The sequence below is a fragment of the Cryobacterium sp. M25 genome (assembly GCF_002929635.1).
Lineage (GTDB): Bacteria > Actinomycetota > Actinomycetes > Actinomycetales > Microbacteriaceae > Cryobacterium > Cryobacterium sandaracinum.
This window is the reverse complement of the sequence record NZ_PJJU01000051.1, coordinates 87,078-110,849: the sequence shown is the minus strand read 5'-3', so window position 1 is coordinate 110,849 and position 23,772 is coordinate 87,078. Positions and strand designations below refer to the sequence as shown.

Annotated in this window: 29 protein-coding genes; 17 read left to right on the top strand and 12 right to left on the bottom strand. The window is 67.8% G+C overall.

Going from position 1 to position 23,772, the window contains the following annotated elements; all coding sequences use genetic code 11:
* Positions 1-41: 41 nt before the first annotated feature.
* On the bottom strand, positions 42-674 hold the full coding sequence (gene upp, locus CXY81_RS08715; RefSeq protein WP_104100677.1) for a uracil phosphoribosyltransferase: 633 nt from the start codon (positions 672-674) through the stop codon (positions 42-44).
* Positions 675-708: 34 nt separating this feature from the next.
* Here upp and tadA point away from each other — a divergent pair, with 34 nt between their 5' ends.
* The gene (tadA, locus tag CXY81_RS08710) at positions 709-1,188 is read left to right on the top strand and encodes a tRNA adenosine(34) deaminase TadA (RefSeq protein ID WP_104170485.1); all 480 of its coding nucleotides are present in this window, start codon (positions 709-711) and stop codon (positions 1,186-1,188) included.
* Here the strand turns inward: tadA and CXY81_RS08705 are convergent.
* On the bottom strand, positions 1,145-1,858 hold the full coding sequence (locus CXY81_RS08705) for a glutamine amidotransferase (RefSeq protein ID WP_104194611.1): 714 nt from the start codon (positions 1,856-1,858) through the stop codon (positions 1,145-1,147). The two genes, tadA and CXY81_RS08705, sit on opposite strands and share 44 nt — an antisense overlap.
* A complete protein-coding gene (locus CXY81_RS08700; protein ID WP_104194610.1) occupies positions 1,855-2,817 on the bottom strand; it encodes a cation diffusion facilitator family transporter in 963 nt (320 codons plus the stop codon). The genes CXY81_RS08705 and CXY81_RS08700 overlap by 4 nt, the downstream gene beginning before the upstream one ends.
* Before the next feature lie 62 nt (positions 2,818-2,879).
* Here CXY81_RS08700 and proC point away from each other — a divergent pair, with 62 nt between their 5' ends.
* The gene (proC, locus tag CXY81_RS08695; RefSeq protein WP_104100681.1) at positions 2,880-3,728 is read left to right on the top strand and encodes a pyrroline-5-carboxylate reductase; all 849 of its coding nucleotides are present in this window, start codon (positions 2,880-2,882) and stop codon (positions 3,726-3,728) included.
* 28 nt (positions 3,729-3,756) lie between these two features.
* Here proC and CXY81_RS08690 read toward each other — a convergent pair whose 3' ends face one another.
* Together CXY81_RS08690 and CXY81_RS08685 are read right to left on the bottom strand one after the other, a co-directional pair.
* Positions 3,757-4,428 carry a TrkA family potassium uptake protein gene (locus tag CXY81_RS08690; RefSeq protein ID WP_104194609.1) on the bottom strand — a complete coding sequence of 224 codons (672 nt, stop codon included), beginning with the start codon at positions 4,426-4,428 and terminating at the stop codon, positions 3,757-3,759.
* Complete coding sequence (locus CXY81_RS08685) at positions 4,421-5,791, bottom strand: TrkH family potassium uptake protein (RefSeq protein WP_233194073.1); 1,371 nt, start codon at positions 5,789-5,791, stop codon at positions 4,421-4,423. The genes CXY81_RS08690 and CXY81_RS08685 overlap by 8 nt, the downstream gene beginning before the upstream one ends.
* A 146-nt stretch (positions 5,792-5,937) precedes the next feature.
* Between CXY81_RS08685 and CXY81_RS08680 the strand changes: the two genes are divergently transcribed.
* Both CXY81_RS08680 and CXY81_RS08675 read left to right on the top strand, forming a co-directional pair.
* On the top strand, positions 5,938-6,384 hold the full coding sequence (locus tag CXY81_RS08680; protein ID WP_104170481.1) for a helix-turn-helix transcriptional regulator: 447 nt from the start codon (positions 5,938-5,940) through the stop codon (positions 6,382-6,384).
* Positions 6,385-6,507: 123 nt separating this feature from the next.
* Complete coding sequence (locus CXY81_RS08675) at positions 6,508-6,606, top strand: 30S ribosomal protein bS22 (protein WP_003792170.1); 99 nt, start codon at positions 6,508-6,510, stop codon at positions 6,604-6,606.
* Positions 6,607-6,660: 54 nt separating this feature from the next.
* Here CXY81_RS08675 and CXY81_RS08670 read toward each other — a convergent pair whose 3' ends face one another.
* Entirely contained in the window at positions 6,661-7,383 is a 723-nt protein-coding gene (locus tag CXY81_RS08670; RefSeq protein WP_104194608.1) for an HAD family phosphatase, read from the bottom strand.
* 56 nt (positions 7,384-7,439) lie between these two features.
* Here CXY81_RS08670 and CXY81_RS08665 point away from each other — a divergent pair, with 56 nt between their 5' ends.
* Entirely contained in the window at positions 7,440-7,709 is a 270-nt protein-coding gene (locus CXY81_RS08665) for a glutaredoxin family protein (protein ID WP_104170479.1), read from the top strand.
* Positions 7,706-8,002 carry a Dabb family protein gene (locus tag CXY81_RS08660; protein ID WP_104170478.1) on the top strand — a complete coding sequence of 99 codons (297 nt, stop codon included), beginning with the start codon at positions 7,706-7,708 and terminating at the stop codon, positions 8,000-8,002. The genes CXY81_RS08665 and CXY81_RS08660 overlap by 4 nt, the downstream gene beginning before the upstream one ends.
* Before the next feature lie 23 nt (positions 8,003-8,025).
* On the opposite strand, the gene aspS is transcribed toward CXY81_RS08660, so the two are convergent.
* Positions 8,026-9,339 (bottom strand): aspartate--tRNA(Asn) ligase, encoded by a 1,314-nt coding sequence (aspS, locus tag CXY81_RS08655; protein WP_104194607.1) that lies wholly within the window; start codon positions 9,337-9,339, stop codon positions 8,026-8,028.
* Positions 9,340-9,417: 78 nt separating this feature from the next.
* On the opposite strand from aspS, the gene CXY81_RS08650 reads away from it, so the two are divergent.
* From CXY81_RS08650 to ccsB, 5 genes are read left to right on the top strand one after another with little or no spacing between them, the layout of a single operon-like run.
* Positions 9,418-10,062, top strand: a complete 645-nt coding sequence (locus CXY81_RS08650) for a histidine phosphatase family protein (protein WP_104194606.1) — start codon at positions 9,418-9,420, stop codon at positions 10,060-10,062.
* On the top strand, positions 10,059-10,655 hold the full coding sequence (locus CXY81_RS08645) for a TlpA disulfide reductase family protein (protein ID WP_104170476.1): 597 nt from the start codon (positions 10,059-10,061) through the stop codon (positions 10,653-10,655). Before CXY81_RS08650 ends, CXY81_RS08645 begins: the two co-directional genes overlap by 4 nt.
* Before the next feature lie 2 nt (positions 10,656-10,657).
* Positions 10,658-11,419 (top strand): cytochrome c biogenesis CcdA family protein, encoded by a 762-nt coding sequence (locus tag CXY81_RS08640; RefSeq protein WP_104194605.1) that lies wholly within the window; start codon positions 10,658-10,660, stop codon positions 11,417-11,419.
* Positions 11,403-13,067: a cytochrome c biogenesis protein ResB gene (locus CXY81_RS08635; RefSeq protein ID WP_104194604.1), complete on the top strand. Its 1,665-nt coding sequence runs from the start codon at positions 11,403-11,405 to the stop codon at positions 13,065-13,067. The genes CXY81_RS08640 and CXY81_RS08635 overlap by 17 nt, the downstream gene beginning before the upstream one ends.
* A 51-nt stretch (positions 13,068-13,118) precedes the next feature.
* Positions 13,119-14,081, top strand: a complete 963-nt coding sequence (gene ccsB / locus CXY81_RS08630; RefSeq protein ID WP_104194623.1) for a c-type cytochrome biogenesis protein CcsB — start codon at positions 13,119-13,121, stop codon at positions 14,079-14,081.
* Positions 14,082-14,184: 103 nt separating this feature from the next.
* On the opposite strand, the gene CXY81_RS08625 is transcribed toward ccsB, so the two are convergent.
* The 4 genes from CXY81_RS08625 to CXY81_RS17290 all read right to left on the bottom strand — a co-directional run bounded on the left by CXY81_RS08625 (position 14,185) and on the right by CXY81_RS17290 (position 16,961).
* Positions 14,185-15,165: an o-succinylbenzoate synthase gene (locus CXY81_RS08625; RefSeq protein ID WP_104194603.1), complete on the bottom strand. Its 981-nt coding sequence runs from the start codon at positions 15,163-15,165 to the stop codon at positions 14,185-14,187.
* A 65-nt stretch (positions 15,166-15,230) separates the two neighbouring features.
* Positions 15,231-15,494: a hypothetical protein gene (locus tag CXY81_RS08620; protein ID WP_146067660.1), complete on the bottom strand. Its 264-nt coding sequence runs from the start codon at positions 15,492-15,494 to the stop codon at positions 15,231-15,233.
* Positions 15,495-15,523: 29 nt separating this feature from the next.
* Positions 15,524-15,820 carry an ATP-dependent DNA ligase gene (locus CXY81_RS08615; RefSeq protein WP_104100695.1) on the bottom strand — a complete coding sequence of 99 codons (297 nt, stop codon included), beginning with the start codon at positions 15,818-15,820 and terminating at the stop codon, positions 15,524-15,526.
* Between the two features lie 85 nt (positions 15,821-15,905).
* Positions 15,906-16,961 (bottom strand): sigma-70 family RNA polymerase sigma factor, encoded by a 1,056-nt coding sequence (locus tag CXY81_RS17290; RefSeq protein ID WP_104194601.1) that lies wholly within the window; start codon positions 16,959-16,961, stop codon positions 15,906-15,908.
* Positions 16,962-17,118: 157 nt separating this feature from the next.
* Here CXY81_RS17290 and CXY81_RS08605 point away from each other — a divergent pair, with 157 nt between their 5' ends.
* From CXY81_RS08605 to CXY81_RS08595, 3 genes are all read left to right on the top strand, one after another.
* Positions 17,119-18,030, top strand: coding sequence for a 1,4-dihydroxy-2-naphthoyl-CoA synthase (locus CXY81_RS08605; protein WP_104194600.1), 912 nt, complete (start codon positions 17,119-17,121; stop codon positions 18,028-18,030).
* A gap of 6 nt (positions 18,031-18,036) precedes the next feature.
* Entirely contained in the window at positions 18,037-19,215 is a 1,179-nt protein-coding gene (locus tag CXY81_RS08600) for an AMP-binding protein (protein ID WP_199183031.1), read from the top strand.
* A gap of 98 nt (positions 19,216-19,313) precedes the next feature.
* Positions 19,314-20,294 (top strand): 1,4-dihydroxy-2-naphthoate polyprenyltransferase, encoded by a 981-nt coding sequence (locus CXY81_RS08595; RefSeq protein ID WP_104194599.1) that lies wholly within the window; start codon positions 19,314-19,316, stop codon positions 20,292-20,294.
* On the opposite strand, the gene CXY81_RS08590 is transcribed toward CXY81_RS08595, so the two are convergent.
* A complete protein-coding gene (locus tag CXY81_RS08590; RefSeq protein WP_104194598.1) occupies positions 20,268-20,579 on the bottom strand; it encodes a DUF4229 domain-containing protein in 312 nt (103 codons plus the stop codon). The two genes, CXY81_RS08595 and CXY81_RS08590, sit on opposite strands and share 27 nt — an antisense overlap.
* Before the next feature lie 71 nt (positions 20,580-20,650).
* Between CXY81_RS08590 and CXY81_RS08585 the strand changes: the two genes are divergently transcribed.
* The 3 genes from CXY81_RS08585 to CXY81_RS08575 are packed head-to-tail and all read left to right on the top strand — an operon-like array spanning position 20,651 to position 23,772.
* Positions 20,651-21,127, top strand: a complete 477-nt coding sequence (locus CXY81_RS08585) for a PLD nuclease N-terminal domain-containing protein (protein ID WP_104194597.1) — start codon at positions 20,651-20,653, stop codon at positions 21,125-21,127.
* A complete protein-coding gene (gene menD, locus CXY81_RS08580; RefSeq protein ID WP_104170467.1) occupies positions 21,120-22,856 on the top strand; it encodes a 2-succinyl-5-enolpyruvyl-6-hydroxy-3-cyclohexene-1-carboxylic-acid synthase in 1,737 nt (578 codons plus the stop codon). Before CXY81_RS08585 ends, menD begins: the two co-directional genes overlap by 8 nt.
* Before the next feature lie 49 nt (positions 22,857-22,905).
* On the top strand, positions 22,906-23,772 hold the full coding sequence (locus tag CXY81_RS08575; protein ID WP_104194596.1) for a PPK2 family polyphosphate kinase: 867 nt from the start codon (positions 22,906-22,908) through the stop codon (positions 23,770-23,772).

The window sequence follows — 23,772 nt, the reverse complement described above, 5'->3', positions numbered from 1 at the left end:
CTGCGGTGTCCGCCGCTCGACGGAATTGGTGCTCGCTAGGGCTAGACCAAACCGTAGAGGCGGTCGCCGGCGTCACCGAGGCCGGGAACGATGTATCCGTGCTCGTCAAGCTTGTCGTCGACGGCACCGAGAACGATGGTCACTTCGCGGCCCTCGAGGGCCTTCTCGACCGCGGCGAGCCCCTCAGGCGCGGCGAGGATGCAGATGGCCGTGACATCGACGGCGCCGCGGTCGAAGAGGAACTGGATGGCTGCGATCAGCGAACCGCCCGTGGCCAGCATCGGGTCGAGCACGAAGCACTGGCGGTCGGAGAGGTCGTCGGGCAGGCGCTCCGCGTAGGTGGCGGGCTGAAGGGTCTCCTCGTTGCGGGCCATGCCGAGGAAGCCGACCTCTGCCGTCGGTAGCAGTTTGACCATGCCCTCGAGCATGCCCAGGCCGGCGCGGAGGATCGGCACGACGAGCGGCTTGGGGTCGCTGATCTGCACGCCGCGGGCCTCGGAGACCGGGGTCTGCACGGTCACGTCCTCGACTCGCACGCCGCGGGTCCCCTCATAGGCGAGGAGGGTCATCAGCTCTTCGACAAGTGACCGGAAGATCGGCGACGGCGTGTTCTTGTCTCGGAGTACCGTGAGTTTGTGGGTGATCAGGGGGTGGTCGGCTACGTGGACTCGCATAGGCTCAATCTACTAGTCGGGGAAGGGAACGTAGATGGGCGAGGTCGATCGCCGGCACAGCGAATGGATGCGGCTCGCGCTCTGCGAGGCCCGCGCTGCCCTCGAAACGGGGGATGTGCCCGTCGGTGCGGTGGTGCTGGACCCGTCCGGCCGTGTGATCGGCCGCGGACGCAACGAGCGCGAAGCGCTGCAGGATCCCACCGGCCACGCCGAGATCGTCGCCATCCGTCACGCTGCCGCGTCCCTGGGGGACTGGCACCTGACCGGCTGTACCCTGGTGGTGACGTTGGAGCCCTGCGTGATGTGCGCGGGCGCGATCCTGGCCGCGCGGGTGCCGGTCGTGGTTTTCGGCGCGTGGGACGAGAAGGCCGGCGCCTCCGGATCGGTCTACGACGTGCTGCGTGACCGCCGGCTCAATCACCGCGCTGAGGTCTACGCCGAGGTCGACGCTGACGAATGCGGGGAGCTGCTCAGGGCGTTCTTCGCGGACCCAACCCGTCGAGCCATTCGCTGAACATGGACCGGGAAGCGTTCTGCATACCGCTGGAGTAACGTTCGCGTTCGCGGCGCAGGTCGCCCACGTCGAAGCCCTCGGCGGCCACCTCCGCCTCCGAGGCCGCCAGCCACACCTCGTGCATCTCCTCGGTGACCTCCGGGTGGAACTGCACGGCCAGCGCCCAGTCTCCGATCCCGAAGGCCTCATTGCCGTACTGGGGGGACCCGGCGAGCCGTGTCACCCCGTCGGGCAGGTCGAACGTGTCGCTGTGCCACTGGAAGACGGGGACGCCGCTGACGTGCCGCAGCGGGGATGTCGCCCCGGCCTTCGTGGGCTCCACGGAGCGGTAGCCGATCTCGTTCGTCGGCCCGCGGTAGACGCGGGAGCCCAGGGCGTTCGCCATCAGCTGCGCACCCAGGCACACGCCGAAGACGGGCAGAGAGGCGCCGAGCCGCTGCGTGAGCAGGTCGATCTCGGCGTGCAGCGCGGGGAACTCGTCGGCCTCGTAGACCCCCATCTCGCCGCCGAGAACGACCAGCAGGTCGGCTTCCCGCGGGTCGAGGGCGCGCACGTCCTCCTTGAGCGTGTCGACGTAGCGAATGGAGTAACCGTGCTCCCGCAGCACCGGTTCGAGGTTGCCGAGGTGGATCGTGTCATCGTGGCGCAGGACGACCGCGGTGGGGGTCACTCGCTGCCTTTGATGACGATGGTGTCGGTGGGCGGCGTGCGGCGGTTGGGGTCGAAGAACAGGTCCGGCTCGAGGTAGATGACGCGGGCCGCCGGCACGGCCTCGCGGATGCGGGTTTCGACGGTGTTGATGCCCGCCGCCACATCGGAGAACTGGCTGTCGGCCTCGAAGGCGATCTTGGCGGCGACGAGCAGTTCGTCCGGGCCGAGGTAAAGGGTCTTGAGGTGGATGATCTTGCGCGTCTCCGGGCCGGCCAGGATGGCACGCTCGATGGCCGCGGCATCCGTCTTACCGGCGCCTTCGCCGACGAGGAGGCTCTTGGTCTCTACGCCGAGGACCATGGCGACCAGGACGAGCAGTACGCCGATGAACAGGGTGCCGATGGCATCCCAGACGGGCTCGCCGGTGATGATGGTGAGGCCGACGGCGAGGAAGGCGAAGACCAGGCCGGCGAGAGCGGCGATGTCTTCGATCAGCACGACGGGCAACTCGGGCGCCTTCGCGTGCCGCACGAACTGCACCCAGCTTTGGTTGCCGCGCACGAGGTTCAATTCCTGAATGGCGGTGCGAAGTGAGAAGGACTTGAGGCCCATGGCGACCAGCAGCACCACGATGGGCAGCCACGGCACGTCGAGCGGGTGCGGGTCCTGCAGCTTCCGCACACCCTCGTAAAGGGAGAAGACGCCGCCGACGGAGAACAGGATGATCGACACCACGAACGCGTAGACGTAGCGTTCCCGGCCGTAGCCGAACGGATGCTCCTTGTCGGCTTCCTGCTTGGCCTTGCGACCGCCGACGAGCAGAAGCACCTGATTTCCGGAGTCGGCCAGGGAGTGCACGCCCTCGGCGAGCATCGAGGAGGAACCGGAGAATGCCCAGGCCACGAATTTCGTGATCGCGATCCCCAGATTGGCGAGGAGTGCCGCCACGATTGCTTTGTTCCCGCCCGAAGTGCTCATGGGGCAATCCTAGAATGCACACCAGACGGACCCGGCACAGGGGGCGAAAGTAGACTCGTTGGATGACTTCGACTGCAACCACCACACTGCCCGCCATCGCGTTCCTCGGCGCCGGATCGATGGCGAGGGCCGTTCTGACCGGGCTGCTGAACCCGAATGTGACCGTTCTGGGCGGCATCCGGGCAACCAACCGCTCCACGGCGAAGGCCGACGAACTCGCAGGAATCCCCGGCGTCACCGCCTGGGCCACCGCCGACGAGCCCACGGCCAACCGCAAGGCCGTCGCCGGCGCGCGCATCGTGATCGTCGCCGTGAAGCCCGTCATGGTCCTCGACCTGCTGGCCGAGATTGCCGACAGTCTCGAACCGGGCACGCTCGTCATCAGCGTCGCCGCCGGCGTCACCATTGCCACGTTCGAGGCGTCGCTGCCCGAATCCGTGTCGGTCATCCGCTCGATGCCGAACACGCCGGCCCTTGTCGGCAAGGCCGTCACCGGGCTGAGCGCCGGCACGCGGTCCAGCGACACCGATCTCGAGCTCGCGAGGTCCCTCTTCGGCACCGTCGGCGACGTCCTGGTCGTGCCGGAGGAGAAGCTCGATGCCCTCAGCACCATCTCCGGGTCAGGCCCGGCCTACGTTTTCTACCTGATCGAGCAGCTCACCGCCACGGCGATCGCCAAGGGTTTCACCCCGGAGGAGGCCGCGGTCATGGTGAACGGCACCTTCCTCGGTGCGACGAGCCTGCTGGTGGCATCCGACCTGTCCCCGACGGAACTGCGCCGCCAGGTCACAAGCCCGAGCGGCACCACCGAGCGTGCCGTGTGGGAGCTGGAAAAGGGCGGGATCAAGGACCTGTTCGACCGGGCGACGGATGCCGCACTCGCCCGGGCCCGCGAACTCGCCGGCCACTAGAACTCCAGGCCACGAGAACTCCAGGCCCCTAGAACTCCAGCGACGCGAACCGCTCGATGTCGGACTCGGTGCCGGAGACGATGATCAGGTCCTGGTCGGTGATGACCGTCTTCTCGGTGGCGTAGGTGAAGGGGCGGTCGGGGCTCTTCACACCGACCACGGTGACGTTGTACTTGCGGCGCAGCCCGGATTCGGTCAGGTTCAGGCCCCGGATCGGCTTGGGCGGGATCATCTTGACCAGGGCGAAGTCGTCGTCGAATTCGATGAAGTCGAGCAGGCGTCCGGAGACGAGGTGCGCCAGGCGTTCGCCAGCCTGTGCCTCCGGGAAGACGACGTGGTTCACCCCGATGCGCTCGAGGATCGTGCCGTGCGACTTGGAGATCGCTTTCGCCCAGATCTGCGGGATTCCGAGGTCGACCAGATTCGCCGCGATCAGCACACTGGCCTCGACGGACGAGCCGACGGCGCAGACGGCGATCGAGAATTTCTGCGCGCCGATCTGGCGGAGCGCTTCCATGGAGGTGGCGTCGGCCTGCACCGCGTGCGTGACGCGTTCGGACCACTTCTGCACGAGGACCGCGCTGTCGTCGACGGCGAGCACATCCCGTCCGAGCCGGTCGAGTTGCCCCGCGGTGGCCGCGCCGAACCGGCCGAGGCCGATCACGAGCACCGGTGCGTCGTGTTTGAAGCGGTCAGCCAACGACGGGTCTCTCTTCCGGACGGGAGAACAGCTGCCTGCTCTGGCTCGCGGCGAGGGCAGCGGCGAGAGTCACTGTACCAATCCTGCCCATGAACATGGTTGCCGCCAGCACATACACTCCGGCCGGAGGCAGTTCGCCGGTCAGGCCCGTCGACAGGCCGCAGGTGGCGAACGCGGAGATCACATCGAAGAGCACCTGGTCGAACGGCGCCTTGGAGATCTGCAGGATCAGGATGCTGGACACGGCCACCGTCGTGGCGCCCCACAGCAACACGCTGACCGCGAGCCTCAGGATGTCGCTGGGGATCCGGCGGCCGAACGCTTCCATCTGGCTTCGTCCGCTGGCCTCGGCGAAGGCGGCGAGGAAGAGGATGGCCAGGGTCGTCACCTTGATGCCGCCGGCGGTCGACGCGGAGCCGCCGCCGATGAACATCAGCATGTCCGTGGCGAGCAGGCTCGCCCCCTGCAGGTCGCTGATGTCGATGGTCGAGAAGCCGCCGGACCGGGTCATCATCGACAGGAAGAGCGACTGGAAGATCGTGTCGCCCACGTTCAGCGACCCGAACGTCTTCGGGTTGTCGAACTCGAGCGCGATGTACACGGCGACGCCGGCCACGAGCAGCACCACGGTCGTGAAGAGGGTCAGTTTCACGTGCAGCGACCAGCGTCTGGGGCTATGCCAGCCCCGGACGAGGGCGTAGATCACCGGGAAACCCAGGCTGCCGAGGAAGGCGCCCACCATCAAGGCGCTGAGGAACCAGTAGTCGCTGGCGAACGGGGCCAAACCTCCGACGTTGGGGGAGAAGCCGCTGTTGGTGAACGCCATGGCCGCGTAGTACACGCTCTGCCAGAGCGCCTCGCCGACAGGTGTCCCGACCGCGAGGATACGCGGAAAGAGCAGAATAACCACGACCAGCTCGATTACGAAGGCGCTGATCGCGACCGTCACGAGCAGGTTGCCGACCTCGCCCAGGCGAACGGCCTGTCTTTCATTGACCGGTCCGGCATGGATGCGGGACGGGTTCGTGTCACTGGCGGCCATCAGCCGGGCGCGCAGGCCCAGGCGCCGGGAAATGACCATTCCCATCAGAGAGGCGAGGGTCAGCACGCCGACCCCGCCGATATTGACGCCGACCACCACCAGGACATTGCCGAAGGCCGACCAGTGCGTGGCCATGTCCACCGTCGCGAGGCCGGTCACGCAGATCACCGACACCGCGGTGAAGAGGGCGTCGTGCAGCGGGGTGACGATGCGGTCTGCCGTGGCGATGAGCAGGGAGAACAGGAGGGTGAACACTAGGACCAGTGCGGTGTAAACGAGGATGGCGAATCGGGACGGCGAGCTGCGGACCAGACCGTCCACTGAGTCTCGCAACCAGGCGTACCAACTGGTGGGACGCGGTGCGAAGGCGGACTCCGCTATCCGAGTCTGCACTGAAACCTCCGACTTGCCCGCGACGAACGGCTGTCGCCATGGTATCCCCCACCGGGAATGAGTAGCCTTGAGGCATGGCAGACATCTTTGGCGTGGTGGCGGATTCGACCCGACGCGAAATTCTACGCATTCTCCTCGAGCGATACAACCAATCGAACACGGCCGGCGGAGAGCTGAGCGTGTCTGACATTGTCGACAAGCTCGGCCTGAGCCAGCCAACCATCTCGAAGCACCTGAAGGTGCTGCGCGAAGCGGGCTTGGTGGGCGTGAGAGAAGCCGGTCAGCACCGGTATTACCATCTTGACTACGCGCCGCTGGAGGAAATCGAAGACTGGCTGATCCCCTTCCTCACTGTCGACTTCGACGCCACCGTCGAGGAGCTGACCGAGGAGACCGAGGGCTTGAAGGTGGAACAGCGGGCATTCGCCGCGGCCATCGGAAAGGCCTTTGCGGAAACATCATACCAAATGGCGCATGCGGTCAAAGATGCGAAGCCCCGAAAATGGCGGAGAATCGACTAGTCGGCGGCGCTTGAACGCCCGAATGCGCACACCGCGTAGGAGAGTGTTGTTTTTCCGGTAGACTGATATCTACCGTGTCTGTCGCGAATCCCGCGGCGAAACCAATTCTTTTGTGAGGTCCGTGTGGGTTCTGTAATCAAGAAGCGACGCAAGCGTATGGCGAAGAAGAAGCACCGCAAGCTGCTTCGTAAGACTCGCCACCAGCGTCGCAATAAGAAGTAGACGGTTCTGAACCGTTTGTAATAGCTACCGGCGTAAGCGCTAGGCCCCTGGGGTCTAGCGCTTTTTGCTTGTCCGGGTGGCGGCCCTGATGCTGCCGCGTTTGAGGATCATCACCGGCCAGTGGCGGGCCGCGGCATAGCGGCGGAGCGTGGCATCCGGATTCACGACCACCGGATTGCCGACCAAGTCCAGCAACGGAATGTCGTTGTGGGAGTCGGAGTAGGCCCAGCAGACGGCCAGGTCGACGCCGCTGCGCTCTGCCTGGGCGTTGGCGGCGACGGCCTTGCTGACACCGTGGCAGACACCCTCGGTGAGGCGGCCGGTGAAAATTCCGTCGACGGCCTCGAGCCGGGTACCGAGCGCGCCCGTGAGGCCCAGCCGTTCGGCGATGACGTCGGCCACCTCCTGGGCGGTCGCGGAGACGAGCCAGACCTCGCGCCCGGCCTTGAGGTGCGCACGGGCGACGGCGACCGTTTCCGGCCAGAGCCGCTGCAAGAGGCGGGCGTCGAAGATCTCCGTGCTGAGCGCGACGAGTTCGTCCCGGCTGTAGCCCACGACCACTTCCAGCGCGCGCTCCCGGATGCTCGCGAGGTGCATCCTGTTTTCGCCGACGTAGAGGAATCGGGCCTGCTTCCAGGCGAAGGAGAGCAGGTCCCGGCCGGTGACCAGTCGTCGCCGCCAGGCACCCACACCGAGGTGGTACAGGCTGGCGCCGCGCAGGAGGGTGTTGTCCACGTCGAAGAACGCGATTGCGGGGGCGATGGTGTCTTCGGACATGTGTGCGGTCAAGTCTAGTTGCGTGTTGCGTCGGCGAGCCAGCATAGGCTGGAGCAATGGCTACTGCACTCCTCACCCTGATCGGCAAGCCCGGCTGTCACCTCTGCGATGACGCCCGGGATCTGGTCGGCAGCGTCGTGACCAAACTCGCCGACGACCCGTCCGCCCCCGACATCGTGCTCGAAGAGCGCTCGATTCTCGACGACGCCGAGCTGCACGCCCTGTACGTCGAGGACATCCCGGTGCTCCTGCTCAACGGCAAGGTGCACAACTACTGGCGCATCGATCCACTGCGGCTGCGCACGGCGCTTCTGGCCGTGCGATGATCCGGCACATCGTCTCCTGGCAACTAGCCCCGGCCGACCCGGTCCAGAAGGCCGCCGCCGCGGCCGGGATCGCGGTCCGCCTGGAAGGGCTCGTGGGCGTCGTCGACGAGATCCGCTCACTGCAGGTGGGTTTCGACGTCGCCGGCGGCTCCAACTGGGACGTCGTGCTGATCGCCGACTTTGACGACCTGGACGCCGTCAACCGCTACCAGGTGCACCCCGCCCACCAGGCGGCGGGAACCTTCATCCGTTCCGTCGTATCGTCGAGGATGGCCGTCGATGTCGTCGTCTGACCGTTCGGCTACGGCCCGTTCGGCTACGGCTCGAGGCGCGTCGGGCCGCGGAACAGGTAGGTGACCTCGCGGATGCTGGCCTGGTGCAGCATCAGCATGAGCACCCGGGCGAGGCCCATGCCGAACCCGCCGTGCGACGGAACGCCGTAGCGGAAGAAGTCGAGGTAGCCCTCGATCTCCTCGAGGTCGACGCCCTTCTCCTTGGCCTGCTCGACCAAAATGTCGATGCGGTGCTCGCGCTGCGCTCCAGTGGAGATCTCGGTGCCGTTGAAGATCAGGTCATAGCTCTTGGTGATGCTCGCGTCGCCCTCGTGGCGCATGTGGTAGAACGGCCGGATGCTTGAGGCGTAGTCGGTGAGGAAGACGAACTCGTGGCCGAAGGTCTCGAGCACGTAGGCGGCGATCCGGCGTTCGCCTTCGGGGTCCATGTCGTCGTCATCGCGCGGGACCTCGTAGCCGCGGGTCTTGACGATCTCCTTGGCCTCGGCCAGCGGGATGCGCGGGAACGGTGTACTGGGCACGGTGACCTCGACCCCGAAGAGGGCCAGGACCTCGTCGCCGTGCTTCTCCTTGACGGCCGTGAATCCGGCGACAAGCAGCTCTTCGTGCAGCTGCATGACGTCTTCGTGGCTGTCGATCCAGCTGATCTCGGAGTCGACGCTGGTGAACTCGGTGGAGTGACGGCTGGTGAACGACGGGTCGGCGCGGAACGCCGGTCCGACCTCGAAGATTTTGCCGAAGCCGGCGGCCTGGGCCATCTGCTTGAAGAACTGCGGGCTCTGCGCGAGGTAGGCCTTGGTGTCGAAGTACTCCACCTCGAACAGCTCGGCGCGGGACTCGCTCGCGCTGGCCATCAGCTTCGGGGTGTGCAGCTCAATGAAGTCATTGTCGATCCAGTACGTGCGCAGTGCGTGCTCGAACGTGGTCTGGAGGCGGAAGATCAGGTTCTGCTTGGGCTGGCGCAGATCGAGGAAGCGCCAGTCGAGGCGCTTGTCCAGATTGGAGTCGGCCGCGATCGGGGTCTCGGGGATGGCGACCGTGACGACCTCGAGGGTCGCGAGCTTGATTTCGATGCCGCCGAGCTTGACGCGCTCGTCGTGCTTGAGCTCACCGGTGACGGTGACGAAGCTGCCCTGCGACAGGGTGGAGATGGTGGTGGCCGGTTCGTCGGCGACGACAATGCCGTCGGCATCCGTGGTGCGCGGGTTCACGAGCTGCACCGCGCCGGATTCGTCGCGCAGCACGACGAACTGCACCTTCTTCTGGTCTCGGACGGTGTCGACCCACCCGGACACCGTCACGGGTCCGTTGTCGAGGGCGTCCAGGTTCTTGATCACTATGCGCTCAGTCACCGGTCAAGTTTAGCCGTACGGCTCTCGGCGTATTCGCGGGTGCCCCCTCCGTAGACTGGGAGAGTGGTAGCCAGACAGGTACATCTCGTGCGGCACGGTGAGGTTTTCAATCCCGAGCGCGTTCTGTACGGACGCCTGCCCGGATTCCGCCTCTCCGATCTGGGGGCTCAGATGGCCGAGGCGGCCGCCGCCGATCTGGTGGAGCGCGGGCGCCCCGTCGCCCGCATCATCTCCTCACCGCTGCAGCGTGCGCAGGAGTCGGCCGCTCCGATCGCGGCTGCCTTCACCCTTCCGGTCGACATCGACCCGCGCATCATCGAGCCGACCAATTTCTTCGAGGGCAAACGGATGCGGGGCACGGGCGGGGCCTTGCGCGATCCCCGCAGCTGGCACCCGCTGATCAACCCGCTGCGTCCCAGCTGGGGCGAACCGTTCGACTCGATCGCGAAGCGCATGCTCGCCGCGATCGAGGATGCCCGCAACTCGGTCGACGAGGGCGACGTCGTGCTCGTCAGCCACCAGCTTCCGATCTGGATGGTGCACCGCGCCCTGGCCCGGCAGCGTTTGCCGCACGACCCGCGCAAACGCCGCTGCGACCTGTCGAGCATCACAACCCTGTCCTGGCCCGGCGGCTTCCCCGACGAGACCGGCTACTCCAACCCTGCCCTGTCGCTGCAGGTCGGCGCCTCGGACGTAGGAGCCGTATGAACCTCCGTCCCCGCGCCGCCGTCACCGCCCTGGTTGCCGTGGCGCTACTGCTGACCGGCTGCTCCGCCGACCCGCTCGCCGAACAGTACCGCGAGGGCAGCAGTAAGGGCTTCATCGCCGGTGACGGCAGCTGGACCGAGATCCCGGCCGCCGAGCGCGGCGATCCCATCTCCTGGAGCGGCGCCGACGAAAACGGCGACCCGCTCTCCAGCGAGGACTACGCCGGCAAGGTCGTCGTGGTCAACTTCTGGTACGCCAGCTGCGCGCCCTGCCGGGCGGAAGCCCCGGCCCTGCAAAAACTCAACGAGGAATTCGCCGGCACGGACGCCCACTGGGTCGGCGTCAACGTGCGGGACCAGGCCGCGAACGCGACCGCGTTCAACGAGAGCTTCGGCATCACCTACCCGTCGGTGATGGACGTCGACAACGGGAGCATGCAGCTCGCGTTCAGCGGCAGCATCCCGCCCAACGCCGTTCCCACCACGCTGGTGCTCGACCGGTCAGGCCGGGTCGCGGCCCGCATCCTCGGTGCGATCTCGGAGCCCTCCATCCTCGAGACTCTCGTGCGCGACGCGATCGCCGAGGATTCGTAGGCGTGGACAACCCCTTCGGCGAGATCGTCTTCAGCGGCCAGCTCTACCTGGCCATTCCCATCGCCGTGCTGGCCGGGCTCGTCTCGTTCGCCTCTCCCTGCATCCTCCCGCTCGTGCCCGGCTACCTGGCCTACATCGGCGGCTTCACCGACGGCAGCTCGACCGCCGCGCGCGGCGACCGCCGGGGCCGCAACCGTCTGCTGCTCGGGGTCCTGTTGTTCATCCTCGGCTTCACCCTCGTCTTCGTGCTCACCGGTGTCATTTTCGGGGTTGCCGGATTCTGGCTGAACCAGTATCGCGATGCGATCACCCGCATCGCCGGCGTCGTGATAATCCTGCTCGGCCTGGTGTTCGTCGGCCAGTTCGGTTTCGCGCAGCGCAGCGTGAAGGCAACCTGGAAACCGGGGATGGGCCTGGCCGGCGCCCCTCTGCTCGGCGCGGTCTTCGCCGTGGGCTGGACCCCCTGCACCGGCCCCACGCTCACCGCGATCAACTCTCTCAGCCTGACCACGGGCTCTCCCTGGCAGGGGGGCCTGCTGGCCCTGTTCTACGCGCTCGGGCTGGGCATCCCGTTCCTTCTCATCGCGCTCGGCCTCAGCTGGGCGACCGGAGCCGTTTCCTTCCTGAAACGGCACGTCAGGGCTATCAACCTGTTTGGCGGTCTCCTCCTCGTTCTCATCGGCGTGCTCATGGTCAGTGGTGTGTGGAACGCCTGGCTCCTCGACCTGCAAGGAACGATCGGAAGTTATGTCCCGGCCATCTGACCATTACGACGCCCCGGCCTCCGCGGGAATCGTGCAACCGCACCTCGGCTTCGCAGGCTGGCTGCGCTGGTTCTGGCGCCAGCTGACGAACATGCGCACCGCGCTGTTCCTTCTGCTGCTTCTCGCGATCGCCGCCGTGCCGGGATCCCTGGTACCCCAGCGCAGCTCCGACCCGAACGGGGTTACCCAGTACTTCGCCGACAACCCCGACCTCGCACCGCTGCTCGACACGGTTCAGGCGTTCGACGTCTACTCGTCGGCGTGGTTCTCGGCCATCTACCTGCTGCTGTTCATCTCGCTGATCGGGTGCGTCATCCCGCGCACCAAGCACCACTACCTCGCGCTGCGGGCCAAGCCGCCGCGCACCCCCGCCCGCCTGTCCCGGCTGGCCGGCTTCACGGCGCGCATCGCTCCGGCCGGCACGGATGCCCAGGCCGCCGTCGAGTCCGCCCGCAGGCTTCTGAAGTCCAGCGGCTACCGGGCGGCCGTCTTTGAGAATCGCGGGGAGACCTCGGTCTCGGCCGAACGCGGCTACCTGCGTGAAACCGGCAATCTGGTCTTCCACTTCGCCCTGGTCGGCATCCTGATCACCGTCGGTTTCGGTGGCGGCTTTGGGTTCAGCGGCCAACGTGTGCTGGTCGAAGGGCAGACCTTCGTGAATACCCTGCTGGCCTACGACTCGTTCAACCCCGGCCGGTTCTTCAACGACACCAGCCTCACGCCCTACAAACTCACCCTCGACAACTTCGACGTCACCTACGAGGAGGAGAACCTCAAGGCCTACGGCCAGCCGATCGACTTCACAGCAGAGGTCACCATCACCCCGCGGGGCGAGGCCGCAGAGGCCAGCCAGGTGAAGGTGAACGGGCCGGCCCGCACCGGCGGCACCGACGTCTACCTGCTCGGCAACGGCTACGCCCCTACCCTCACCGTAAAGGACCCGAACGGGGTGGTCGTCTTCACCGACTCTGTGCCGTTCCTGCCGCAGGATGCCAACCTCACCTCCCTCGGCGTGATCAAGGTTCCCGACGGGCTCGCCGAGCAACTCGGCATGATCGGCTTCTTCTACCCGACCCAGGCCACCGCGGATTCGGGGGCCTTCTTCTCCTCCTTCCCTGACCTCGAATACCCGCTGCTGACCCTCAACGTCTACTCGGGAGACCTGGGGCTCGACGCGGGCGTGCCGACGTCGGTCTACTCGCTCGACATCGACAAGATGACCCAGCTCACCGGGGGCAAGACCGGCGTGGAGTCGATCGAGTTGAAGCCGGGGGAAACCCGGGAACTGCCGAACGGCCTCGGGTCCGTCACCTTCGACGACGCCAACCCGGGGGCGCAGAACGGGGACTTCTCTGGTTCTGTGCTGCGGTTTGCCTCGTTCGACATCCACCACGACCCCACCCAGCTCTGGGTGCTGTCCTTCGCCGTTCTGGCCCTGCTCGGCCTGCTGACGTCACTGTTCGTGCCACGTCGGCGGGTCTGGGTGAAGGCCGTGCCGGAGCAGGACGGCTCGCTGCGCCTCGAATACGCGGGTCTAGCCCGGGGCGAGGACCCGACCCTGGAATCCGCCGTCAGCGACCTCGCCGATCGGCACACGGACCTGCTGTTATCCTCCCAATCGGCCACCCCGGCATCCGAACAGAAATAGGCTGTCATCGTGAATCTCAACGAGCTCTCCATTCTGAGCCTCTACTCGGCCATGGCGGTCTACGCTCTCGCGTTCATCGCCTTTTCCTTCGACCTGGCCAAGCGCTCCGCGGCGGTCACCTCCGCCACGGCGGCAGACGCACAGGTGCGCCGGGCCGAAGCTGCGCGCGCGGAAGCGGCCGGCGCGGCGGGCGGAACCACCACCCTCACCCGCATCAGCGCTCGCATCGCGAACGACGCGGTCACCCCCTACGGCCGCTCGGCCAGCCTGCGGGTGGGCGTCTCGCTCACCGTGCTGGCGTGGCTGATCCACCTGGTGTCGGCGGTGCTCCGCGGCGTGGCCGCCGAGCGCGTCCCGTGGGCGAACATGTACGAGTTCGCGATGACGGGCACCCTGCTGATCGTCTCGGTGTTCCTGATCGTGCTGACCCGCGCCGACCTGCGCTTCCTCGGCACCTTCGTCACCGGCATGGTGCTGGTGCTTCTCGGCATCGCGGCGCTGCGCTTCTACGTAGAGGTCGCGCCCCTGCCGCCGGCCCTGCAGTCGGCTTGGTTGGTCATTCATGTCTTCGTCGCCTCGCTGGGCACGGGCTTCTTCGCACTCGGGTTCGCCCTCTCGACCGTGCAAATCCTCCAGTTCCGGCGTGAGTCGCTCCTCGCGTCCGCGAAGAGCGGTCGGCTGCGGTTCCTGGCCACCCTGCCGTCGGCGGCCACGCTGGAGAACCTGGCCTATCGGGTCACCATCATCGGCTTCATCCTGTGGACCTTCACCCTCATGGCCGGCTCGATCTGGGCCGAACAGGCCTGGGGTCGCTACTGGGGCTGGGATACCAAGGAGGTCTGGACGTTCATCATCTGGACCCTCTACGCGGGCTACATCCACGCCCGCGCGACCCGTGGCTGGCGCGGATCACGGTCCGCCTGGCTGTCGATCATCGGTTTCGCCGCCGTCATATTCAACTTCGGCATCGTCAACGTCTTCTTCAAGGGCCTGCACTCCTACTCCGGCCTCTAGACCATGGGTCCTCGCCCCTAACGAATTCGACGGAGATTTCGGCCGGATCGCCGCCAAACAGGCCGAAAACCCTCTTTTTGCGCAGAATCTCCGTCGAATTGGTTCAGTCGGTGAGTAGCGCGTAGCAGCGGGTCAGGCGGGCCAGCCACCAGTCACGCCGGTCGTCCGCGGCCGCGTAACGCTCCAGCAGCTGCGGGTCGGGGGTCACCCGACGTACCGGGATGCCGCCGTCGACCGGCAGCAGCGGGTCGGTGGTGACATCGGCGGCAAGGAGCGAGGCCGTGCCGAGTCCGCAGTCGAAGTTGAGTTCCGGAATCGCGGCGGCCAGGTGGGCGCCCATCGAGATGCCGACCGAGGTGTCGAGGGCGCTTGAGACCACGGCGGGCAGCCCGGTCTGGTTGATCAGCGCCAGGGCGGCGCGGATTCCGCCGAGCGGCGCGGCCTTGATCACGAGGATGTCGGCCGAGCCCGTGCGGGCCACCAGCAGCGGGTCCTTCGCGCGGCGTACGCTTTCGTCGGCGGCGACGCCGACGTCGAGGTAGCCGGTGCGGCGGCGGATCTCGGCGAGTTCCTTGATGGTGGCGCAGGGCTGCTCCACGTATTCGAGGTCGAACTCGTTGAGGGCGTGGATGGCGTGCTCCGCCTCATCGACGTTCCACAGGCCGTTCGCGTCGACACGGATGCGCCCCTCCGGCCCGAGCACACGGCGAACCATGCGCACGCGTGCCACGTCGTCGGCGAGGGTCTGACCGGGGTCGGCGACCTTCACCTTGGCGGTGCGGCAGCCGGGGAACCGGGCGAGCACGCCGGCGACCTCGTCGGCGGTGACCGCCGGCACCGTCGCGTTCACGGGGATGCGCTCCCGAAGCGTGGGCGGCGTGGCCTGCCAACCGAAATCGAGGGCGGCCCGCAGCCAGGTGGCAGCCTCCGCGTCGTCGTATTCGGCGAACGGGGAGAACTCCGCCCAGCCTTCCGGTCCCTCCACGAGCAGGGCCTCGCGGGTGTCGAGTCCGCGAAACCGCGTCGCCAGGGGCAGGGCGACGACGCGGGCAGTTCTGAGCAACTCAGCAAGTGGTGGCAGCATGTTCCCAGTGTGCCAGCCGGGGGCTCTCCCGGGGAACGCCGGTCAGGCGGGGAACGCCAGTCAGGTCAGAGCACGTCCTGGTTGAACGCCCCGTCCACCTCGAGATCAATGTCCGGGCCGGTGTGCGGCTTGACGTTGAGAATTGCGAAGGGGATGCCCGGCGCGATCAGCAGGTAGGCGTCTTCGAAGCGCCCGCCGCCACTGTTCACCCGCAGCCAGTAGGGCTTCCCGGCCAGGAACGCGGTCTCAACCTCGGTCTGGATGGACTCCAATGACCGGCCGCCTAACGAGTACTCCGCGCCGCCGTAGACAATATCGACTCGGATCACGATTCGTCCTTCACCAGTACTGTCGCGGGTCAATGTGGTTCCGGCACGAGCTGGAGGCCGCCGGAGGAATTGGCCGAAAGCATGAGGGCTTCGATCCATTCGCGGTTGAGGCTGGGGGAGCGCCCGCCGAAATACTTGTAGGCCAGGGGTATCGCGGGATGCAGCCAGATCGTGCTGCGGCCGTCGCCGCCCTGGGGGTCGTCTCGCCACGTGAAATAGAAACACTCGCCGCGTCGCAACTTCGCCCCGATGACGACCTGGATATGGGCGAGGACCCGGTCGTCGAAATCTGCTGTCAGAGACGAGTTGTACGTGAGCTTGCCCATATATCCCCCGATAACAAAGTTTGAGCCGAGAATAGCGTGAAGTCGCCAGCACCGCTACGCTCCGTTCAGGGGGCACGGCCGAGGTTCAGTCCCGCGGGTACCGCTCGAGTCGGGGGACCTTCAGCAGGGCCAGTGCGCGCTTCTCGATCTGGCGCACCCGTTCCCGGGTCACGCCCTGAACGACGGCGATCTGGTCCAGCGTTTGGGGCGCGCCCCCGTCGAGACCGAACCGGGACATCAGGATCGACCGCTCCCGCGGCGGCAGGGCACTCATGGAGAAAACGATGTCCGAAGCCCGCATGGTGAGCACGGCGTGCACCTCGGGCTGGGCCATGCCGCGGTGGATGGCTTGGCGGATCCACCAGGTGGCGTAGGTGGAGAATTTGTAGCCGGTCATGAAGTCGTATTTTTCGACGGCGCGGACAAGGCCGATGTTGCCGTCCTGCACGAGGTCCATGATGGGCATTCCGCGTCCGGAGTAGTGCTTGGCGATGCTGACCACCAGGCGCAGATTCGCTTCGATGAAGTGGTTCTTCGCACGGCGGCCGTCATGGGCAAGCCAGGCCAACTCGCGGGCCAGGGACGGGTCGTCGACTCCGTGGGACAATTCTTCGCCGGCGAACAGCCCGACCTCGATGCGCTGCGCGAGGGTCACCTCGTCGACGGCGGTGAGCAGGGCCCCCTGCCGATGCGGCGCAGGTAGTCGCCGAAGGCATCCGTCGATGTGCTGTAGCGGGCGGGAGCGGTCGACGGAGCGGAGGTGAAATTCGCTCACGCTGACGCTGACGCCGAGGTCGGGGGCTGATTCGCGGCCGGTGTCGGTCGGGAGCTTGAGTGCTCCGGGGGCTGGGTCTCTTGCATGGCCGTGCTCATCGCAGCGCCGTTCCGCTGGGTGCCGGACGGAGGGCGAGACTGGCCGTGGCGCGGTCAAAGGATGAGAAGTACGCTCGCCCCCGGGGCGGCCGAAGTCCGTCACTTCGAAGGCGTCGTCCACGCGCTGGATGAAGCCGACCAAGGCGGCCGGATCGCCGTCCGCGATCATCCGATCGCTGATGCGCCATTCCGTGGGGGAGAGTTCGTTGATCCCGATATTTCTCGCGGGTGGGGTGGGGATCGTTTTTTGTTTGTCATTGTCGGCCATCACTGCCTCCGAGTATTTCTCGATAGCTCAGTACACGGGGTGGAAACGACGGCCTCAAGGGGCTTGACTTTGCCGCTCAAACGGGGGTGCCAACCAGCTGCCGAGAGGCCCATGGCCTGCCGCATTGCGGCGCCGCAGGCCCGCGTAGGCTGGGTGCATGATCGAACAGGTTTCCGAAATCTTCGACCCGACCCAGTGGCAGGAAGTCGCGGGCTTCGACCGCCTCACCGACGTCACGTACCACCACGACGTGACTGGGAGGATCGCCCGGGTGGCGTTCAACCGGCCCGAGGTGCGGAACGCGTTCCGCCCGCACACCGTCGACGAACTGCACGCCGCCCTCGAGGACGCGCGCGTCAACTCGCGCATCGGGGTGGTGCTCCTGACCGGCAACGGACCCAGCCCGAAGGACGGCGGTTGGGCGTTCTGCTCGGGCGGGGACCAACGCATCCGAGGCCGGGATGGCTACAAGTACGCCGAGGGAGAGACCGCGTCCGGGATCGACACGGCGCGCGGCGGCCGGCTGCACATCCTCGAGGTGCAGCGGCTGATCCGGTTCATGCCCAAGGTTGTCATCGCGGTCATCCCCGGCTGGGCGGCCGGCGGCGGGCACTCCCTGCACGTGGTCTGCGACCTCAGCATCGCCAGCGCCGAGCACGGCAAGTTCAAGCAGACGGATGCCGACGTCGGCTCCTTCGACGCCGGCTACGGCAGCGCCTACTTCGCCCGCCAGGTGGGGCAGAAGACCGCGAGGGAAGTGTTCTTCCTGGCCCGCGAGTACTCCGCGCAGCGCGCCTTCGAGATGGGGGCCGTGAACGCCGTGGTGCCGCACGGCGAACTCGAGGTGGAGGCGCTGGATTGGGCCCGCACGATCCTGACCAAGTCGCCCACCGCCATCCGGATGCTGAAATTCGCTTTCAACGCCGTGGACGACGGCCTGGTCGGCCAGCAGGTGTTCGCCGGGGAGGCCACCCGCCTGGCCTACGGCACCGACGAGGCGGTCGAGGGGCGTGACGCGTTCCTGGAGAAGCGCGACCCCGACTGGGGTCCCTACGACTGGCAGTTCTAGGCGACCATGACCCGGCGGCTGAAGGTGGTGCCGGTCGGTGACCCGCTCGACCTGATGACCCCGTTGCGCCTCGCGCTGGCCGACACCGGCGACGCCGTGCTGCCGGTACCCGGCCGGCAGGAGGCCGCCGGGCGGCCGAGCCTGGTGCGCGTGCCCCGTCAGGTGGCCGTGGTGATCGAGACGTCCGGATCGACGGATGTGCCCAAGGGCGTGATGCTCAGCACCGACGCCCTGCTGAGCAGCGCCGCCGCCTCCAGCGTGCGCCTCGGCGGCCCCGGTCAGTGGCTGCTGGCCCTGCCCGTGCACTACATCGCCGGGGTGCAGGTGCTCGTGCGCTCGATCGTGGCCGACACCGTCCCCGTCGTGCTGCCGAGCGGCCACTTCGACCCGGCCGTGTTCGCCGCCTCAGCCGGGCGCCTCACCGAGCCGCTGCGGTTCACCGCCCTGGTCCCGGTGCAGCTGGCCCGGCTGGTCGCCGCGGCCGCAGACGACCCTCACCTGCTGGCCGTGCTACGCCGCTTCGACGGCATCCTGGTCGGCGGCCAGGCGCTGCCGTCACTGCTCGCCGAGCGGGCCGTCGACCTCGACCTGCACGTGTTCGCCACCTATGGCTCGTCGGAAACTTCCGGCGGTTGTGTCTACAACGGCACCCCGATCGGCAACTCCGAGGTGCGCGTGGTCGACGGGCAGCTGGAGATCGCGGGCTCCGTGCTCGCCGAGGGGTACCTCGGTGACCCCGTGCGCACCAGCGACCGCTTCCTCGAGGTGCATGGGGGACGCTGGTACCGCACGGGTGACCTGGGCGAGGTGGATGCCGCGACGGGCCTCGTACGCGTGCTCGGGCGAGCCGACAACGTGATCATCTCCGGCGGCGAGAAGGTGTCGCTCGACGCGGTCGAGCGGGTCGTCCGGTCGCTGCCGGGCTTCGGCGAGGCCGTGGCGGTGGGGCGGCCCGACGTCACGTGGGGCCAGGTCCCGGTGCTGGTCGTGCCGGCGGAACCCGGTGCGGAACCCGGTGCGGCCGGCCTCCCCGAGGACTCCCTCGAGAGAATCGGGGAAGCCGTGGCATCCAATCTGGGCAAGGCGGCCAGGCCCGCGCGCCTCGTGCGGGTCGCGTCGATCCCGCAGCTTTCCACCGGCAAACCCGACCGTCTTGCGCTGGGCCGGATGCTCGCCGATCTCTGAGCTGCCGAGCTACCGAGCTACCGAGCCACCGGGCCACCGGCACGTACTATGAATGCGTGGCACACGGAGCGCGGCCGATCAGGCCCTCACAACAGCGATTGAATCCCTCGGCAGCGACCTCTTCGGCGGCCCGGAACGGGAGGTCGGGCAACCCCGCCCGGCGGAACGCCCCCGCCGGCCGCGGCCGGGCGCGAACCGGACCGGCCACGGCAGGAGACTGGGTCTCCGGAGCACGCCTGCGCACCCTCCCGCTGGCTATCGCACCGGTGGCCCTCGGCACCGGTGCGGCGATCGTCGTGAGCGGCCCCGGCGTCTTCCATCCGGTACGAGCGGTGCTCGCCCTGATCGTGGCCCTGTGCCTGCAGATCGGCGTGAACTACGCCAACGACTATTCCGACGGTATCCGCGGCACTGACGCCAACCGGATCGGCCCGGCCCGGCTGACCGGCGGCGGAGCCGCCCAGCCCCGTGCCGTACTCACGGTAGCCCTCGCATTCTTCGCGCTCGCCGCGCTCGCCGGCCTCACCCTGGTGGTGCTGACCGGTCAGTCGTGGCTGCTGCTGGTGGGTGTCCTCGCCATCATTGCGGCCTGGTTCTACACCGGCGGACGCAAACCGTATGGCTACTTCGGTCTCGGCGAGGTCTTCGTCTTCGTGTTCTTCGGCCTTGTGGCCACCGTCGGTACCACGTATGTGCAGGTCGGCACCGTGAACACCGAAAGCTGGCTAAGCGGCGTCGGGATCGGCCTGATCGCCATGGCCGTGCTGATGGTCAACAACCTGCGCGACCTGGAGCCGGACCGGGCATCCGGCAAACGCACCCTCGCGGTGCTGATCGGGAGCATGGCGTCGCGCGTCGTGTTCTGCCTGTTCCTGCTGCTGGCGTTCGCGATCGTCGCCTTCTTCGCGGTCTTCTACCCGCTGGCCTGGCTGACGTTTTTCGTGCTGCTGCTGGCGGTGCCGGCCGGGTTGATCACGGTGACGGCGACGACCTCGACCGAACTGGTGCTGGCCCTCAAACTGACCAGCGTCTCGGCGTTGGCCTACGGGCTGCTACTGGCTCTCGCGTTCGCGCTGTAGGTCGGCATCGGCCGCCCGCGCATCGGCCCGGTCGAGAGCAGCATCCTCGGACACGGCGTCGGGGTGCGCCGGCTCCGTATCGGGGTGCCGCGCCTGGTAGAGGCCCAGCGCGACCTTCTCGCGAGGCTTCCGCAGGAAGATGAAGGAGAGCGAGGCTCCGATCACAGCGGCGGCGATCGCGGCAATCCACCACTCGATCCGGAGGAAGAGCATCACGGCGAGCGGAACGGCGAACAGGAGCACGCGGAAGACCGAATAGGACACCCAGGCGGGAACAACATTCATGGACACAGTTTAGATCGCCGGGCTGTGCGCTCACTCACCGATCTCACGGGTGGGAGCCATACACTGTGGGAATGGTTCGCCTGTGGTTCGCTCTTGGAGTCGTCGTCGTCGTCCTCACCGTCTATGCGCTGGTGGATTGCGCGCTCCTGCAACGATCCCGGGTGCGCGGGCTACCACGCTGGGTGTGGATGTTCGTGATCGTGCTCATTCCCGTGATCGGGCCGGTGCTGTGGCTGCTGATCGGTCGCGGCCGTGCCAGCACGGGCAAGATCGTTCGATCGTTCGCCCCCGACGACGACATCGACTTCCTCAAGGGTCTGGACCGGGCTACGTCCGACCAGGAACGACTCCGTGCCCTCGAGCAGGAGCTTGCCGACCTCGACGCTCCGGATCCCCGGGACCTCGGTGCGGCAGGAACCACCGACACGACAGGAACCTCCGGCACAACCGGTCAGGGCAGTCAGGCCGGCCAGAACGGCCAAGCCGGGTTCGAGCCGAAAAAATCCGAGCCGGGCGAAGGCGACCTGCCTGGCCGGCGGGATGCCTGACATCGCGTCGAGCGGTAGCCCGGCCACAGACTTCAGCGTCTCTCTCCTCGGTGAATTCGTGCGTCTGGGCGTGCGCGACCTGGTCCTCAGCCCGGGCGCCCGGTCGCAGGCCCTCGCCCTGGCCGCCGCCGAACTGGAGCGGATCGGGCTGATCCGGCTGCACGTGCGCCTCGACGAGCGCGGCGCGGGCTTCCTCGCTCTCGGCCTAGCCGTCGAGGCCGGCCGGCCGGCGCTGGTCGTCTGCACCTCGGGCACGGCCGTGGCGAACCTCCACCCCGCGGTGCTCGAGGCGCACCACTCGGGGGTGCCCATGATCCTGCTGACGGCCGACCGGCCGAGCGAGCTGCGCGGCATCCGTTCGAACCAGACCACTTTGCAGCCCGGCCTGTTCGGTGTGGCGACGCGCCTGTGCGTGGATGCGCCCGCACCGGAGGGTGCGGCCGGCGAGCACGCCGACGCCATTGCCCTGGCCCGACGGGCGACGGATGCCGCCACCGGCGCCACCTCGCTCGATCCGGGCCCGGTGCAGCTCAACCTGGCGTTCCGGGAGCCGCTGTCGGCGCCGGTGGCGCTGACTCCCGAAGCGATCTCCGGCCCGGTCGGACTCGCCGAGTCGGCCGCGGTGCTCGCCGCGCCGGTCGTGGACGCTTCCCCGACCGAACCGGTCTTCCCGGTCACGGGCGGGCCGCGCACCGTGGTCATCGCCGGCACGGGCGCCGGCCCCGAGGCCGAGGAATTCGCGCGTACCGGCGGCTGGCCGCTGCTGGCCGAGGTGTGCAGCGGCGCCCGGTTCGGCCCGAACCTCGTCTCCGCCTACCGCGAGCTGCTGCTGGCCTCCGACCTCGGCGGGCGGGTCGAGCGCGCTGTCGTGTTCGGTCACCCGACGCTCAGCCGCGAGGTGCCGGCCATGATCGTCCGCGAGGGTGTGGAGACCATTGTGGTGGCTCCCACCGGCACCGAATGGTTCAACCCCGGACACCGGGTGCGCGTATTCGCCCGCGCCGCCGCCCCGGACGCCGTGGCCATCGCAGCGGCCGGCAGCCCCGAGGGGCGGGAATGGCTGGGCCGCTGGGTGATGTCCAGCCGGCACCTGCTGGCCGCGGGAGCCGCCCGCGAATCGATCCCGATCGGTGATCGCGGAATCACCCGCGAAGAGCTTGCCGCCATGCGCGCGCCGGTCACCCGGCCCATGCTCGTGGACGCCGTTTGGCGCGCCTCCTGGCCGCACGACCGTCTCGTTTTCGGTGCCTCCCGGTTGGTGCGGGTGGCCGACCGCCGCGTTCCCGGCAAGAAGATCTCCGTGCACTCCAACCGCGGACTGGCCGGCATCGACGGCACGGTCGCCACGGCCGTCGGCATCGCCCTGGCCAGCCAGACCGGTCCGACGCCGCAGTCCACCGGGGTCACCCGCCTGGTGGTCGGCGACCTCACCCTGCTGCACGATGTCGGGTCGCTCCTGCTCACCCCGGGGGAGGCGCTCCCGCGGCTCCAGATCATCGTCGGCAACGACGGCGGCGGCACCATTTTCGACGGTCTGGAGGTGGCGGCATCCGCCCGCGCCGACGCCATCAACCGAGTTCTCTTCACCCCGCAGCAGGCCGACGTCGCCAACCTCGCCGCCGCCTACGGCTGGTCATACGGTCTGGCGGCCACCCGGAGTGACCTCGAGCGCGCGCTGACCGCGCCGCACGCGGGGCCGAGCATCCTCGAGGTTCCGCTGGTTCGCTAGGTTTGCCGGGGCGTCTGCGGGACACTGATTCTGCAACGAAGGGTGCACCGTGGCTAAACGCAGTGAGCAGGAATTCTGGACCGGGGAACCGAGGGCGTTGCTGCGGGTGACGCCGGGGTTCCGGCTCGCGGGCGTGGACCCCGCCTCGACGCCCGGCTTCGACGGGGTGGAGAAGGACAGCGCGGATGAAGCGCTGGCCTCCGGGGCCGGCGTGCTGTCGGACCTGCAGGAGATGCTCTTCGCGAACAGCCGGTCCGGCGTCCCGCGCCGCGTGCTCCTCGTGCTGCAGGCCATGGACACGGCCGGCAAAGGCGGCATCGTGCGCCACGTCGTCGGCGCTGTCGACCCCCAGGGCATCCGTCTGTACGCGTTCAAGGCGCCCACGGAGGTGGAACGGTCCCACGACTTCCTCTGGCGGGTGCGCAAACGGCTGCCCGACGCCGGCTTGATCGGGGTCTTCGACCGTTCACACTATGAGGATGTGCTGGTCGGCCGCGTACGCGCGCTGGCCCCGGCGGCGGAGATCGAGGAGCGCTACGGCCTGATCACCCGGTTCGAGCAGGAACTCGTCGACGCCGGCACGACGATCGTCAAGGTCATGCTGCACATCGGCTCCGACGACCAGAAGGAGCGCCTGGCCGAGCGGCTGGAACGCCCGGACAAGCACTGGAAGTTCAACCCGGGCGACATCGACGAGCGCATGCAGTGGGCCGCCTACCAGGAGGCGTACCAGCTCGCCCTCGAACGCACGTCGACCGTTGCCGCGCCCTGGTTCGTGGTGCCGGCCGAGAAGAAGTGGTACGCCCGCCTGGCCGTGCAGCACCTGTTGATCGACGCCCTGCAGCGCCTCGACCTGACCTGGCCGTCCGCGACCTTCGACGTCGAGGTTGAGAAGGCCCGCCTTGCCGCGACCTGA